Below are 13,480 nucleotides of genomic sequence, written 5' to 3' on the forward strand. Positions count from 1 at the left end.
CTTGGTGCTTAGATCACGAGCCGTTTCCAACTGATCAGTCCGGAGGCGGGATCGTATCGTGAGTACTCCAGCCGTTCGCCGGAGAACCAAATGATAGGTCGGTTAAGCCCTGCCCACCCTCTCCCGCCATGTGCGAGCAGTGAGCTTCTTCAGCGTTGCCGCTCCAGCGTGAGGATGGCCTTGACGATTGACGTCATGCGGTTGGGGCTGCATCGGGACCTGCGGAAGATCCGCCAGGACTTCAGGCTCGCGACACCGCGTTCGACGGGCGCTCGTGCTGCGGCCAGCGCCCGGTTGAGGGTCTTTTCGGTGGGAGTGAGTTCCTGCAGGGGTCTGCGTTTGATGCCGGTTGTCAGCCATGGTCCGCCGCCTTGGTAGGCGAGATCGGCCAGGATGGGAACGCCCTGGCGCTCGCAGATCCGGATGATCCGGTGGGTGCGGGCGGCCGTCAGGTCGTGGGTGCGGCCCGGCAGGGCGGGCGAGAGCCACAGCAGCCGGCCGCCGGGGTCGGCGATGACCTGCACGTTCACGCCGTGGCGACGGTGCTTGTGGGAATAGTCGGCCCGGCCGTCACCTACCCGGTCGCACTCGGCGAGGGTGCCGTCGAGCAGGATGAAGTCGGGATCGTGCTCGCGCAGCGTCTTGAGCAGGCCCGGTGCTCGTTCGGCGAGTAGATCGACGACCGCGCGGGTGTAGGCGTGGGCGGTGGACTCGCTGATCCCGAACCCGGCGGCGATCTTCGCCAGAGTGGTGTGCTCTCGTAGGTACACCAGTGCCACCATCGCCCGCTGGGACGGACGGAGCTTGCAGCGCCGGTCGCCCTCACGGGTGACAACCAGCATGGTGACCCACTCCACGAGTGCATGCGGCAGGTCAAGTGCGGCAGGATGGATGACCAACGAGGCCCCCGAGCAACGTGATTGAGACGTCAGACATCTCGATCAACAGCTCGGGGGCCTCGTTCGTTGCGCTTCCCGGCCCATCACCCGATCGGTGGCCAACTCGAAGAAGCTCATTAAGCCCCTCTCGGCACTATCCGATAACTCTTGCTGATCCCCGCTAAGCGGTACAGTCGCGTTCGAGCTGGAGCAGGACGAGGGCGGCATAGGCGATCCGGGTGATAGCCGCGAGGTCAAGGTGACCCTGCGCAGGGCCTTGGAGGTCAGGGCTTCGGCGTAGTCGCGGGTTGAGCGGGGTCGTCCCGATATGGGCCCGGAACGTAGGGCGGGCGCGAGCTTCCAAGATCATGTGGGTGTCGAGTCCAGTGATCCCTACGGAAGTCCGTGCCCGCCGTCGTATCTTCTCCGATCCCGCCCGTCCTTGACCAACTCCGTGATCAGCCTGACGCCGCAGAGGTTGAACTGCCCGGACTGCTGGGCCGGTTGGCCGAGGTTCCGGCGCATCGTCCTGAGCCTGGGATCGGCGTCATCAGCCGGGGCTGGAGATCTCTGACGTGGGGCGGGACGGGCCCTTGCCCGGCGGATGACAGGTGGCACGCAGGGCGTTCATCTTCTCCGAGTCGGTGGTCCCGGCCTCGGCCGTGTACGTGACGATCCTGAGGTCGGTTCCGGCGGCCATCAGGACGTCGAGGTCGAGGGCGATGTCGCCCACCAGCGGATGTTCGATGGTCTTGCGGTCACCGACATGGGTTCGGGCGGTGCCGTTGGACCACAGGCGGGCGAAGCGGGGGTTGGCCCGCCGCATGTGATCGACGAATGAGACGAGTCGTCCGTCGTGGGGATGGGCGGCCGCGGTCTCCCGCAGGTCGGCGACGAGTTCCTCCTCCTCCACTTCGTCGCCCGCCCAGGACAGAACGGGCCATGCCGCGATCGGTTCCCGCGCTCGTCCGCCGCTCGACCGGAACATCCCGGCGACGAGATTGTGCTCGTCCCAGCCGTACGTACGGGGATCGCCGACCGCGGCGGACCACATCGCGTTCCATCCGATGAGGGTCCAGTCGGCGGCGAAGACCGCGGTGGGGTTGTCTCCCAACTGGCTGACCAGTCGGTGCACACGCGCGGGTGCCTGCCGGGACACAATCCCGGTGGCGGGCGGTGCGAGACGGGCACAGCGGAACAGATGATCACGCTCGGACGGGTCGAGGCGCAGCGCCCTGGCCAGGGCTGCGACCACCTGGGCCGAGGGGTGCCGAGCGCGGCCCTGTTCCAGCCGGACCACGTAGTCGACGGACAGCCCGGCCAGTCGGGCCAGCTCCTCCCGGCGCAGCCCGGGGATGCGCCGGCCCCCGCCCGCCTCCAGCCCGCTGTCCTGCGGTGACGCGCGCCCGCGCCAGCCCCGCAGAGCGATGCCGAAGTGGTTCGTCGTTGCCATGCAGGTCATCGTCGTCCAGACGGCATGGACCGCAGGGCGCTTCTACTGCGGCACAACGGACTCTTTACTCGCAGGCAGTTCCTCGTCGGTGGCGTCGGTGGTGGCCCAGTGTGCGAGGGTGAAGGCGGCGGCGGCCTGCAGCGCGGCGTCGGCCTCGTCGAGCATCACGGCGAACGCCTGGAAGACGTGCGGTACTTGGGGCCAGACCTGCAGTTCGACGTGGACGTCGTGTTCGGCGGCGCGGGCTGCCAGCCGTACGGCGTCGTCCAGCAGGATCTCGTGCGAGCCGACCTGGATGAGCAGGGGCGCCAGACCGGTCAGATCGGCGAAGACGGGGCTGGCATGAGGCGTGGCGGGATCGGTGTCCCGCAGATAGTCGCGGGCGCGTGTGCGCAGCCCCTCGGGGGTCAGCGCGGGATCGACGGCGGCTTTGCCGACCACGCTGTTGCCGGACACGCTCAGATCGGCCCACGGGGAGAAGACCGCGGCCGACGAGGGTTGGGGCAGGCCCGCGTCCTTGGCTGCGACCAGCGTCGCGACGGCGAGACCGCCGCCCGCCGACTCGCCGACGAAGGCGATGGCGGAGCTGGGAACACCGTCGTCGAGCAGCGCGCGGTAGACGGCCAGGGCGTCATCGACGGCTGCGGGGTAAGGGTTCTCGGGGGCCAGCCGGTAGTCCACGCACACGGCGCGTGCACCGGTGCGCCGGGCGACGTCCCCGGCCAGGCCCGCTGCGTCGGCCGCCGAGCCGATGGCATAGGCACCGCCGTGCAGGTACAGCAGCACGGTCGCCGGGTCGTTCGCCGGTGTCTCCACGGTGACGACGGGTACGCCGCCCAACTCGCCTGCCGTGGTCGAGACGTCGGGGGGCAAAGGTAGGGACGTCATCATGTCGTGGAAGATGGCGCGCTGTTCGGCGACGTCGCCTCCGAGGTCGAGCGGGCCGTGCCGCAGCAGGTCGTCGAGGGTTTGGCGCTGTTGCCGGGACATGGCAGTGCCTTTCGTGGTTCCGGTGAGTGCCGTACGGCGGAGCGATGATCGCTGCGGACCTGCCGACGCTCAGCGCGGCGGCCCGACGATGATCTGGCCGTACATGTCGGCGGCTTCGGCCATGAGGTCCCGTGAGATCTCGAAGCCTTCGGGGCGCGGGGTGGCCAGGTCACGTCCGGCGTGGCGGAACATGCCTTCGATGCCGCCGGGGGTGCAGATCATCAGCAGGTCGGCGGTGTCGGAAGTGATCCGGTAGCCGTGGGGGACGTTTCGGGGGAGGTAGACGATGCCGCCCTCCGACAGTTCCATCTCCTGGTCGTCGCACCACAGCAGCGCACTGCCCTTGATCAGCATGAAGATCTCGTCCTCACGGGTGTGCGTGTGGTAAGGCGGCGCCTCGCCCTTGCAGACGGAGAACCGTCCGACGGTCAGTTGTCCGCCGGTGGCCACGCTGTCCAGGAGTACGGCGAACTCGCTGCCGTCGAGCCATTCGAGCCTCTGCTGCTGCTCGGGCTGGGCGAGGTAGGCCATGGTCATGACGGTGTCCGTTCTGCGTGATCGGTGGACTCGGCGCCTTCGCCGAGGGGAATGAGCGCGATCACGGGGATGACCCGCTCGGTCTTGCTCTGATAGCCGGCGAAGCCGGGATAGCGGCGGGCCTGTTCGGCGAACGCCGTGCCGCGCTCCGTGCCCCGCAGTTTGACGGCGCGCACGGCGAGGATCGCGTCGTCCACCTCGATGCGTGCCTCGGGGGATGCGCGTGCCGGTTGTGGTACCGGTCCGGATTGCGGTCGGAGCTGGCCTTGGAGGCGAAGACGAGGAAGCGGCCTCTGTCGGCCAGGTACATCATCGGATTGACGCGGGACCTGCCCGAGCGCGCGCCGACGGTGTGCAGCAGGAGTAGGGGCGCCCCGCTGAAACCACCACCGACCCCTCCCTTGTTGGCACGGAACTCGTGGATGATGCGTGCGTTCAAGTCCGGTTTGCCAGTCATGGCTGTCTCCGGTTCGGACTGTGCCGTGCCTGTGGCGCTGCGGACCCGGGCCGCAGTTCGCTTGTTCGATCGTCCTCTGGGCGATACGTCAGCCGCCAGTCGCGAGGGTAGGAACAGCAGTACCACTCCCCTCGATTCGTCTTCTACGCCACCGTGCAGTTCGCCGCATGCGTGCTGTTCGTGCTCATGGTCCGGGAAATCCGCGGTGACGGCCTTTACCCAGGGTTTCGGCGTAGTCGCGTGACGCCCAGTTCGTGGCGAACTACCAGCTCAGCGGTGCTCTCGGAACGTGACAGGCACGGCTCCCAAGATCATGGATTTCTTTACGCCCCGTGATCCAAGTGGAAGACCGTGCCTGCCGACGCATCACTTCTCATCTCGCCTGCCCTTGACCAACTGCGCGAGAATCCGCAGGTCGGACGTGAGGAGGTCCCGGGCCTGCTGGAGCGGCTGGCCAAGGTGCCGGACCCGCGTGACCCACGCGGGGTGCGCCACCGCCTGGCCGTCGTGCTTGCTCTCACTGCGTGCGCGGTGCTGGCCCGGAGCGACCTCGCTGCTGGCGGTCGGCGAGTGGATCGCCGATGCCCCTGGGTATGTGCTGGAACAGGTCGGTGCCGACCTCGATCCGCTTCTGCCGAGGCGGGTCCTTCCCGCCGAGACCACGGTCCGCCGACTGCTGGCCCGCATCGACGGCGACGCGCTGGACCTGGCTGTCGGGAGCTGGCTTGCCGACCGCCGCCCGAAGGCGACCGGGCTGCGCGGTCTGGCCGTGGACGGCAAGAGCCTGCGCGGCGCGGGCAGATCGAAGGGCCGCAAATTCCACCTGCTCGCCGCACTGGAGCACGCCACTTCCCTGGTCCTGGCCCAGCTGGACGTCGGCGAGAAGACGAACGAGATTACGTGCTTCCAGCCGCTGCTGAACACCGTCGCCGACCTGGCCGGCACCGTGGTCACCAGCGACGCGATGCACACCCAGCGCGAGCACGCCGACTACCTCCTCGCCCGGGGCGCTCACTACATCGTGATCGTCAAGGGCAACCAGAAGAAGCTGCGGCGCCAGCTCAAGTCCCTTCCCTGGAAGGACATTCCGCTCCAGGGACGCACCCAGGGCATCGGTCACGGCCGCTCGGAGATCCGCCGGATCAAGGTCGTCACCGTGAACAGCCTCCTCTTCCCCGGAGCCCGCCAGGCCGTCCAGATCAAGCGCCGGCGCACCGACCGCAAGACCGGCAAGACCACCGTCACGACGGTCTACGCCGTCACCAGCCTGACCGCCGAGCAGGTCACCGCGGCCCAGCTCGCCGAACTCGTCCGCGACCACTGGAAGATCGAGGCCCTGCACCATGTCCGCGACACCACCTTCGCCGAGGACGCCTCTCAGCTGCGGACCGGCAACTCGCCCCGTGCGATGGCCACCTGGCGCAACCTTGCCATCGGAGCCCTCCGCACGGCCGGAGTGAAGAACATCGCGGCCAGCCTCCGCCGCAACGCTCGCGACCCTCGCCGCCCCCTGGCACTCCTCGGTCTCGGATGATCACGAACCGGACGTCACGCGACTACGCCGAAGCCCTGCCTTGGAGGTGACTTTCAGCCGGGCGTTGGCGTGTGAGGCAACGCTGGAGGAGGCGTGTCGGACGGCGTTGAAATCCCTGGTCCCGATGCCTAGTTCGTCCGCCTTAGCGATTCTTGGCCAGTTGGCGGAAGTAGGGTCCGGCAGTTTCGTAGCCGAGGTCGGTCAGCGTGGGGATGCCGAGGGGGCGACGAGGCGGTTCAGGTCGCGGGCGCGGGTGGGGTTGTGCTCGCGACCTGAGCAACAGGGAGACCGGGCAGGGTATTGAACGTGTTCCGTAGGTCCCGGTTATAACAGCGCCTGGCTACGAATCTTATGCTTGTCCGTGAACCGGGTCGAGTGTGACATGCGCGCCGACTGCCTCGCACTGTCCGCTTTTCACCTCATCGGCTAGTTTTTGGATCAGGTTGTTCTGGCATTTCTGCACCGCTGCCACGAGTAGTGCGTAAAGTAGAGCAGACAGCAAGCCAGAGGCAACGAAGCACAGAAAAAGCCAAGGGAAGACCGACAAGGTCGAATTGCTTGCAGACAGGAGGCTCGCAACCTGGGCGACCGGTAGCGTGAACAATGCGGGGCAAGCAAGGACAGCAAGGATTTTGTTGCGGCGGCTGTTATTCAGCGCGGCAAATCGCCAGAGCTGGTGAGAGACGATGACTGGCGTGGCAACAACTGAGGTGAAGGCCAGAGTCGCCACTGAGCAGTGGCCGCGGTGTCCGCGCAAGCGATTCCCGGTCAGCATAATACGATGGAACTGGATGGCGCCAATTACTGGATAAAGGAGCCATGGAAAAATGAGCAACCCTGAAGCCATCGGCCATGCGGCAGCCTCAATCACAGGACGCGCCTCCACATACAAGCCGTTGTCGCGTACCTTACCGACGAAGGGAGCTTTTCGGCTCTCCTCATCTCTGCGACCTTCCAACGCTGAAAGCAGCCATATCATTCGAAGCACCCCTAGAGCTCCCAGCCATACGACGTAAAGATAATTCGCAAATGCGATTGGTAGCCAGTCCTGCCACGACGGCCACTCGGTGGCAGCTTGAAAGGTGGATTTTGTTACCCACCAGGCGAGCAGAATCGCCAGTGCGAGCAAACATGCAGCCGGAAAGGCGAGAATCGCTAGGTCGACAGGCTTTTCCGGAACCGGCTTTCTTTCAAGTGCCCCAAAGACTTTCCTTTCCTGCTCATAAGCGCCAACCGATTTGTTCACGTACCAGCTGCTTGCGGTGTTGTTAAGGCCAAGTTCGTCCTGATCGGCGAGACCAAGAATTTGCCTCTTGAGACGGAAGGCAGATACCAACGGTCGAGTGGCCACGTAGCCGGTGACGAAGGTGATGAAGACCAGCACTAGCAGACCTGCGGTACCAATATGGATTGCGTGGCCGACCGCCGTCGGCAGATCTCCTCCACCACCACCGGTCATCAAGTTGACCAGCTCTTTACTGATCTCACCGAAGGTCTTCTCAAGGCGACTATCTTGTAGGCTACTCAGCAGATCATTTCCGAAATGCTTGTCTTTCTTTTGTGTGACACTGCCTGCGATAACAGATCTTGCAGCGCGTCCAGCGAGCTGGATAATAATCGACGCAACGATCACAGCAGACACCGCAAAGCCGATGAGGGCGAACGTGTAACGACTTGGTGGGAGGGCTTTGCGGTACGCCGCGCAAGCGGAGCGATCTCGATCATCGCGATCGGGCGTCAGCTCGCCGAGAGCCTCTCGAACGTGATATTGTCGTTCAAGTGTCAGGAGTGACCGCTCTACGTGGCGGATGAGGAACATTCGCGTCCCAAAGGTCACACGGGGAAACCGGGCCAATGGCTTGAGAAATCGCCACCGCGAGGGCCGAGAGTGCACCAACACGAACGGCGCCAAAGACGCCGCATCCTCTATTGCTCGGTCATACATCTTGAGAAGTTGCGGTACGCCGGTGCCGGAAACTGGAACCACAGAATCGGGTTCGGGTGCCAACTCCTCGACCTCCTTGTCGCAGACATCGGCTCCGGGCTGGCCATCAGATAGCGAATTCTCCTCATGGCGTCGCAATAATTCTGAACGACACGCCCGGATAGAGGTGAGCGCTTTTCGGCGCGGCCACTGATCGGGTGACGGCTTCGGCATCCGCAACGCACGAGGCCCCCGTGCCGTTGACGTAGGTGTTCGACGTCTCAACTCATCAGCGCAGGAGCCTCGTTGGTTCCCTATCCTGCCGCACTCGACCTGCCCCACGCCCTGGTCGAGTGGGTAACCATGCTCATCGTCACCCGCGAGGGTAAACGCCGCTGCAAGCTTCCACCGCACCAGCGTGCCCTGGTCGGCCTGGTGTACCTGCGCCGGCACGACACCCTCGCCCAACTCGCCGTCGGCTTCGGCATCTCCGTCGGCACCGCCCACGCCTACACGGCAGCCGTCGTCGACCTGCTCGCCGACCGCGCGCCCGGACTGCTGCGCGCCCTGCGCGAAGCCGACCCGGACTACGTCCTGCTCGACGGCACCCTCGCAGAGTGCGACCGGGTCGGCGACAGCCGGGCCGACTTCTCCCACAAGCACCGACGACATGGGGTGAACGTGCAGGTGGTGACCGATCCGGCCGGACAGCTGCTGTGGATCTCCCCCGCACTGCCCGGCCGTGCGCACGACCTCACTGCCGCCCGTACCCACCGGATCATCTGGATCTGCGAACGCCAGGGCATCCCGGTCCTCGCCGACCGCGCCTACATGGGAGCCGGACCGTGGGTGACGACACCCCTCAGACGCCCACCCGGCCGCGACCTCACATCCACCCAGCAAACCGTCAACCGCGCGCTCTCCGCAGCCCGGGCACCGGTGGAACGCGGCGTCGCACGACTGAAGTCATGGCGGATCTTCCGCAAAGCCCGATGCAGCCCCGAATCGAATGTCGTCAATCGCCGCCGCCGTCCTCACCCTGGAACGGCAACGCTGAAAGAACTCAGTGTCTCAACCTCTGCTGGTTCGTCGAGCCGGTACCCATCGCCGCGGTCAAACAACTGCTCCGGATCGTGCACGGTACGGGCTGCCCACGTCGCGTCGGAGTCATTCGCTCCGCTTGGATCGGCATCGCGGCCTTTTCTTCACGGGATGGGACGCAAGGCACGCCCAAATGGAGGAATCCCCAACCTCGGTGGAGCAACGCCATGGCGGCTGTCAATCATACGTGTGACCGTTGACCGTAGTGTGCCGCAGTGACCACGACGGACAATGCCGGAGCAGCCGCACCCAGCGCCCAGGCCCATCCGCGGCGGCTGCGGGGCGGCAAGGTAGTGGTGGCGTGGCTAACCACCACCGACCACAAGACGATCGGCACGCTGTACCTGATCACGTCGTTCGCGTTCTTCATGATCGGCGGCGTGATGGCGCTGCTCATGCGCGCCGAACTGGCCCGACCCGGCAAGCAGATCCTCTCGAACGAACAGTTCAACCAGTCGTTCACAATGCACGGCACGATCATGCTGCTGATGTTCGCGACGCCGCTGTTCGCCGGCTTCACCAACTGGATCATGCCGCTGCAGATCGGCGCTCCCGACGTGGCGTTCCCACGCCTGAACATGTTCGCCTACTGGCTCTAGCTGTTCGGCTCGCTCATCGCGGTCGGCGGCTTCCTCGCTCCGCAAGGCGCGGCCGACTTCGGCTGGTTCGCCTACGCCCCCCTCAATGACGTGGTCCACTCGCCGGGCGTCGGCGGCGACCTGTGGATCATGGGCCTTGCCTTCTCCGGCTTCGGTACGATCCTCGGTTCAGTCAACTTCATCAGCACGATCATCTGCATGCGTGCTCCGGGTATGACGATGTTCCGCGTGCCGATTTTCACCTGGAACGTCCTGCTCACCGCGGTGTTGGTGCTCCTGGCGTTCCCTGTGCTGGCCGCCGCTCTTCTGTGTCTGGAGGCAGACCGGAAGTTCGGGGCGCACGTCTTCGACGCCGCCAACGGCGGGCCGTTGTTGTGGCAGCACTTGTTCTGGTTCTTCGGGCACCCGGAGGTGTACATCATCGCGCTGCCGTTCTTCGGTATCGTGAGCGAGGTCATCCCGGTCTTCAGCCGCAAGCCGATCTTCGGTTACATGGGCCTGATCGGCGCCACGATCGCGATCGCCGGCCTTTCGGCGACGGTGTGGGCCCACCACATGTTCGCCACCGGCGGTGTCCTGCTGCCGTTCTTTTCCTTCATGTCCTACCTCATCGCGGTCCCGACCGGCGTGAAGTTCTTCAACTGGATCGGCACCATGTGGAAGGGGTCGCTGAGTTTCGAGACTCCGATGCTGTGGGCAACGGGGTTCATGGTCACCTTTCTCTTCGGCGGCCTGACCGGTGTCCTGCTGGCCTCACCGCCGCTGGATTTCCACGTCACGGACTCCTACTTCGTCGTCGCCCACTTCCACTACGTCGTCTTCGGCACCGTCGTCTTCGCCATGTTCTCCGGCTTCCACTTCTGGTGGCCCAAGTTCACCGGCAAGATGCTCGACGAACGCCTCGGCAAGATCACTTTCTGGACGCTGTTCACCACCGCGCACCACGACCTGGCCTCCCAGGGGCTGCGTGTGCTGGCAGTCGCCTCCCGTACCCTTCCCGGCCCGCGTTCCGTGCGGGAGGAAGCCGAGGCGGGGCTGACGCTGCTGGGACTGGTCGGCATGCTCGACCCTCCGCGGCCAGAGGTCAGCGAGTCGGTCCGCGCGGTACGGCGCGCCGGCATCCGCATCGTGATGGTCACCGGAGACCACCCGCTGACCGCCGAGGCCGTCGCCCGCCGTGTGGGGATCGTGCGGCAGAGCGCCCCCACCGTCGTCACGGGCAGCGAACTCGACACGCTGGACGACGGCGCGCTCGATGCCCTGCTCGGTCAGCCAGCAGAGCTGCTGCTGTGCGGGGTGAGCCCGGAGCACAAGATGCGGGTGGTCGCCGCCCTGTAGCGCCGGGGTGAGGTGGTGGCTGTGACAGGTGATGGCGCGAATGACGCTCCCGCGCTGAAACACGCGGACATCGGTGTCGCGATGGGTGCGTCGGGCACGGACGTGGCGCGCGAGGCCGCGTCGATGGTGCTGTTGGACGACTCGTTCGCCTCCATCGCCGCGGCGGTGAAGCTGGGCAGGTCGGTCTACCAGAACATCCGCAAGTTCCTCGTCTACGTTTTCGCCAAGAATATCGGCGAGCTCGTTCCGGTCCTGGCCGCGACGTTCACGGGGTTCCCGCTGGTTCCGATCAGCGCGGTGCAGATCCTTGCGATCGATCTCGGATCCGACGTCCTGCCCGCACCGGCACTGGGCGCGGAACCGCCCGAGCCCGATGTCATGGACCGCCCGCCCCGTTCCCGGCGCGAGCCCTTGTTCTCGGCGGCCGTGGTGCGGCGGATTCTCTTTCTGGGCGGCATCCAGGCGCTCGGTGTGTGCGTGGTGTTCTTCTGGCACATCGGCGCCTCAGGGATTCCGTACGCCGACTTCACCGAAGACCATCCCGTGTACCGGGAGGCGGTCACGATGGTCCAGGCGGGCATCGTGCTCAGTCAGTTCTTCGTCGCTCTGGCCGTGCGTACGGACCGGCAGAGTGTCTTCCGGGTCGGAGCTCTGTCCAATCCGAGACTGCTCGCCGCAGGCTTCGTCGGGGTGGCCCTGATGGCAGCGATCAGTTACGTGCCCGTGCTGCAGGAGGTGTTCAACACCGCGCCGTTGGCCGCCGCCGACTGGGCGGTTCTGGCCGGATTCGGAGCAGTGCTGCTGGGCGCGGAGGAAGCCCGCAAGTGGTGGCTGCGCCGACGCTCTCGCTCACTGGGCAGGAAGGGAGGACAGCGATGAGGGTGATCATCGTGGGCTGTGGGCGGGTGGGCGCGTCGCTTGCCGACCGGCTCACCGCCGAGGGCCATGACGTGCACATTATCGACCGCAGCCCTCAGGCCCGCAGGCGGCTGTCCGCGGGTTTCAGCGGCCAGTTCCACGAGGGCAACGGGTTCAGCCGCTCTCTGCTGGAGTCTGTGGGGATCGAGCATGCGGACGCGCTTGTCGCCGTCACCTCCGGTGACAGCAGCAACGTCGTCAGCGCCCGGACGGCGAAGGAGGTCTACCGGGTGCCGATCGTCCTCGCCCGCATGTTCGACCCCCGCCGCGCCGACATCTACCGCGATCTCGGCATCCCCACCATCGCCGGCGTGAGCTGGGCCGTACATCAGATCCACCAGAGGCTCCTGCACCGTCACCTCTCGCCCGAGATCAGCTTCGGCAACGGTGAGACCCTGCTGATCCGCTCCGAACTGCCCGCCTACTTCGCCGGGCGGCGGCTGGCCGAACTGGATGTGGACGGCGAGATCCGCGTCGTGGAGGCCACTCGCGCGGGCCGCTCGTTCGTTCCCGCGCACAGCACGCTGGCGGTCGGTGGCGACCTGGTCACGTTCACTGTTGCCGCCACCGCTCTCGGCCGCCTGCGGGGCTTTCTGGACAAGGAGCTCGGGACATGAAGGTACTGGTGGCCGGCGCGGGCCGCCTCGGCGCCCAGATCGCCCAGGTCCTCGCAGCAGCCCATAACGACGTCACCCTCGTCGACCTGAACGAGCACCGCATCGCCGAACTCGAAGGTCACCTCCCCGTACGACTTGTCGCGGGAGACGCCTGCGAGGCGCGCCTCCTCGAGCACGCGGGGGCACACACCACCGACCTCGTCATCGCAGCCACCGGAGACGACGAGGACAACCTCGTCATCAGCCTGCTCGCAAAACGCCGATTCGCCGTCGCCCGCGTAGCAGCCCGCGTCAACGACGAGGAGAACACCTGGCTGTTCGATCACCGCTGGGGCGTCGACGTAGCCGTTCCCGCTACAGGCCCCCTGATCTCCCTCATCGAAGAAGCAACCGGAGCCACCGACACCGTGGCGCTCCTCCGGCTGAGCAAGGCAGGCGTGAATGTGATCGAAACCGCCATCACTCCGCAGTCCCACGTCGCCGGCCGCCCCCTCGCCGACGTCCAGCTCCCCGCGGGCACCATCATCGCCACCGTCATCCGAGCCGGTCAGCCCACTGTCCCCACGGACCAGACACAACTGATGCCCGGCGACGAAATCCTCCTGGTCTCCCACACAGCTACCGAGGAGGAAATCCACGCCGCGTTCCAATAAGCAGGTCTCCCAGCCCTTCACCGAATGCCTCGGTCAAGATCGAAGCCATGGGTAACGGTGGCCCCTCCGCCGGGCATATTGACGGCCCTCAGGGGGAGGGGGGTGGAACCGGTCTTTCCATGACCGAGAGCGCGAGCCCCTATATCTCGACTCCGAGGATCACCGTGCTGGGAGTGCAGCCCGGTAATCCTCCCTTTCGCATTGTGGAGATCGACGGGGAGGTGGTCGGTGAGGCAACCTCAATGACGGACGTGCTCTTCGCCGCCGCTGCCGCAGGCATCACGGTCCACGACCTCGATGACCCAAGCGTGGTCCGGTGGGTGGGCGGCGGGAAGTTCACCTGGAGGCTGCACTGAGCACCGCCTGCACGGGAGGCACTTTCGGTCAGGCAGCCGCCACCGTGAGTGCTTCGAGGGGCGAGGCAGGCACCGACCAATTGCGAGACCGCCGAACGCCGCACCGCCGCTTCAGCGGTCGCAGC

General features: G+C 66.0%; 12 protein-coding genes and 3 pseudogenes. 7 read left to right on the forward strand and 8 right to left on the reverse strand.

Annotated elements, in window-relative coordinates:
* Positions 1 to 149: 149 nt before the first annotated feature.
* The 7 genes and pseudogenes from OG870_RS04210 to OG870_RS48050 all read right to left on the reverse strand — a co-directional run.
* Positions 150 to 899, reverse strand: a complete 750-nt coding sequence (locus tag OG870_RS04210) for a transposase (RefSeq protein ID WP_266845597.1) — start codon at positions 897 to 899, stop codon at positions 150 to 152.
* A 372-nt stretch (positions 900 to 1,271) separates the two neighbouring features.
* Positions 1,272 to 1,403, reverse strand: coding sequence for a hypothetical protein (locus OG870_RS04215; protein ID WP_266592396.1), 132 nt, complete (start codon positions 1,401 to 1,403; stop codon positions 1,272 to 1,274).
* Positions 1,404 to 1,428: 25 nt separating this feature from the next.
* Positions 1,429 to 2,331, reverse strand: a complete 903-nt coding sequence (locus OG870_RS04220) for a helix-turn-helix transcriptional regulator (protein ID WP_266592394.1) — start codon at positions 2,329 to 2,331, stop codon at positions 1,429 to 1,431.
* Between the two features lie 42 nt (positions 2,332 to 2,373).
* A complete protein-coding gene (locus OG870_RS04225; protein ID WP_266592392.1) occupies positions 2,374 to 3,321 on the reverse strand; it encodes an alpha/beta hydrolase in 948 nt (315 codons plus the stop codon).
* Between the two features lie 69 nt (positions 3,322 to 3,390).
* Positions 3,391 to 3,858, reverse strand: coding sequence for a cupin domain-containing protein (locus OG870_RS04230; RefSeq protein ID WP_266592390.1), 468 nt, complete (start codon positions 3,856 to 3,858; stop codon positions 3,391 to 3,393).
* The gene (locus tag OG870_RS48045; RefSeq protein WP_354006203.1) at positions 3,855 to 4,061 is read right to left on the reverse strand and encodes a nitroreductase/quinone reductase family protein; all 207 of its coding nucleotides are present in this window, start codon (positions 4,059 to 4,061) and stop codon (positions 3,855 to 3,857) included. The genes OG870_RS04230 and OG870_RS48045 overlap by 4 nt, the downstream gene beginning before the upstream one ends.
* A 23-nt stretch (positions 4,062 to 4,084) precedes the next feature.
* A pseudogene (locus tag OG870_RS48050) lies at positions 4,085 to 4,315 on the reverse strand (nitroreductase/quinone reductase family protein); the annotation flags it as partial.
* Positions 4,316 to 4,910: 595 nt separating this feature from the next.
* Between OG870_RS48050 and OG870_RS04240 the strand changes: the two are divergent.
* Positions 4,911 to 5,849, forward strand: coding sequence for an ISAs1 family transposase (locus tag OG870_RS04240; RefSeq protein WP_266845708.1), 939 nt, complete (start codon positions 4,911 to 4,913; stop codon positions 5,847 to 5,849).
* A 349-nt stretch (positions 5,850 to 6,198) separates the two neighbouring features.
* On the opposite strand, the gene OG870_RS04245 is transcribed toward OG870_RS04240, so the two are convergent.
* On the reverse strand, positions 6,199 to 7,668 hold the full coding sequence (locus OG870_RS04245; protein WP_266592386.1) for a hypothetical protein: 1,470 nt from the start codon (positions 7,666 to 7,668) through the stop codon (positions 6,199 to 6,201).
* Between the two features lie 411 nt (positions 7,669 to 8,079).
* On the opposite strand from OG870_RS04245, the pseudogene OG870_RS04250 reads away from it, so the two are divergent.
* The 6 genes and pseudogenes from OG870_RS04250 to OG870_RS04280 all read left to right on the forward strand — a co-directional run bounded on the left by OG870_RS04250 (position 8,080) and on the right by OG870_RS04280 (position 13,355).
* Positions 8,080 to 8,830 (forward strand): annotated as a pseudogene (locus OG870_RS04250) (transposase family protein).
* A 259-nt stretch (positions 8,831 to 9,089) separates the two neighbouring features.
* Positions 9,090 to 10,811 (forward strand): annotated as a pseudogene (locus OG870_RS04255) (cbb3-type cytochrome c oxidase subunit I).
* Between the two features lie 15 nt (positions 10,812 to 10,826).
* Complete coding sequence (locus tag OG870_RS04265; protein WP_323187458.1) at positions 10,827 to 11,690, forward strand: HAD-IC family P-type ATPase; 864 nt, start codon at positions 10,827 to 10,829, stop codon at positions 11,688 to 11,690.
* The gene (locus OG870_RS04270; protein WP_266592384.1) at positions 11,687 to 12,346 is read left to right on the forward strand and encodes a potassium channel family protein; all 660 of its coding nucleotides are present in this window, start codon (positions 11,687 to 11,689) and stop codon (positions 12,344 to 12,346) included. The genes OG870_RS04265 and OG870_RS04270 overlap by 4 nt, the downstream gene beginning before the upstream one ends.
* Positions 12,343 to 12,999, forward strand: coding sequence for a potassium channel family protein (locus OG870_RS04275; protein WP_266845601.1), 657 nt, complete (start codon positions 12,343 to 12,345; stop codon positions 12,997 to 12,999). Before OG870_RS04270 ends, OG870_RS04275 begins: the two co-directional genes overlap by 4 nt.
* A 119-nt stretch (positions 13,000 to 13,118) precedes the next feature.
* Complete coding sequence (locus OG870_RS04280) at positions 13,119 to 13,355, forward strand: hypothetical protein (protein WP_266592380.1); 237 nt, start codon at positions 13,119 to 13,121, stop codon at positions 13,353 to 13,355.
* Positions 13,356 to 13,480: the final 125 nt, after the last annotated feature.

It is taken from the genome of Streptomyces sp. NBC_00461, from assembly GCF_036013935.1.
GTDB lineage: Bacteria > Actinomycetota > Actinomycetes > Streptomycetales > Streptomycetaceae > Streptomyces.

What these genes read in the sequence shown, in the direction of transcription:
- OG870_RS04245 (WP_266592386.1), bottom strand. Translation starts at nt 7,668, where the DNA reads ATGTTCCTCATCCGCCACGTAGAGCGGTCACTCCTGACACTTGAACGA.
- OG870_RS04280 (WP_266592380.1), top strand. Translation starts at nt 13,119, where the DNA reads ATGACCGAGAGCGCGAGCCCCTATATCTCGACTCCGAGGATCACCGTG.
- OG870_RS04270 (WP_266592384.1), top strand. Translation starts at nt 11,687, where the DNA reads ATGAGGGTGATCATCGTGGGCTGTGGGCGGGTGGGCGCGTCGCTTGCC.
- OG870_RS04225 (WP_266592392.1), bottom strand. Translation starts at nt 3,321, where the DNA reads ATGTCCCGGCAACAGCGCCAAACCCTCGACGACCTGCTGCGGCACGGC.
- OG870_RS04275 (WP_266845601.1), top strand. Translation starts at nt 12,343, where the DNA reads ATGAAGGTACTGGTGGCCGGCGCGGGCCGCCTCGGCGCCCAGATCGCC.
- OG870_RS04220 (WP_266592394.1), bottom strand. Translation starts at nt 2,331, where the DNA reads ATGGCAACGACGAACCACTTCGGCATCGCTCTGCGGGGCTGGCGCGGG.
- OG870_RS04215 (WP_266592396.1), bottom strand. Translation starts at nt 1,403, where the DNA reads ATGCGCCGGAACCTCGGCCAACCGGCCCAGCAGTCCGGGCAGTTCAAC.
- OG870_RS04230 (WP_266592390.1), bottom strand. Translation starts at nt 3,858, where the DNA reads ATGACCATGGCCTACCTCGCCCAGCCCGAGCAGCAGCAGAGGCTCGAA.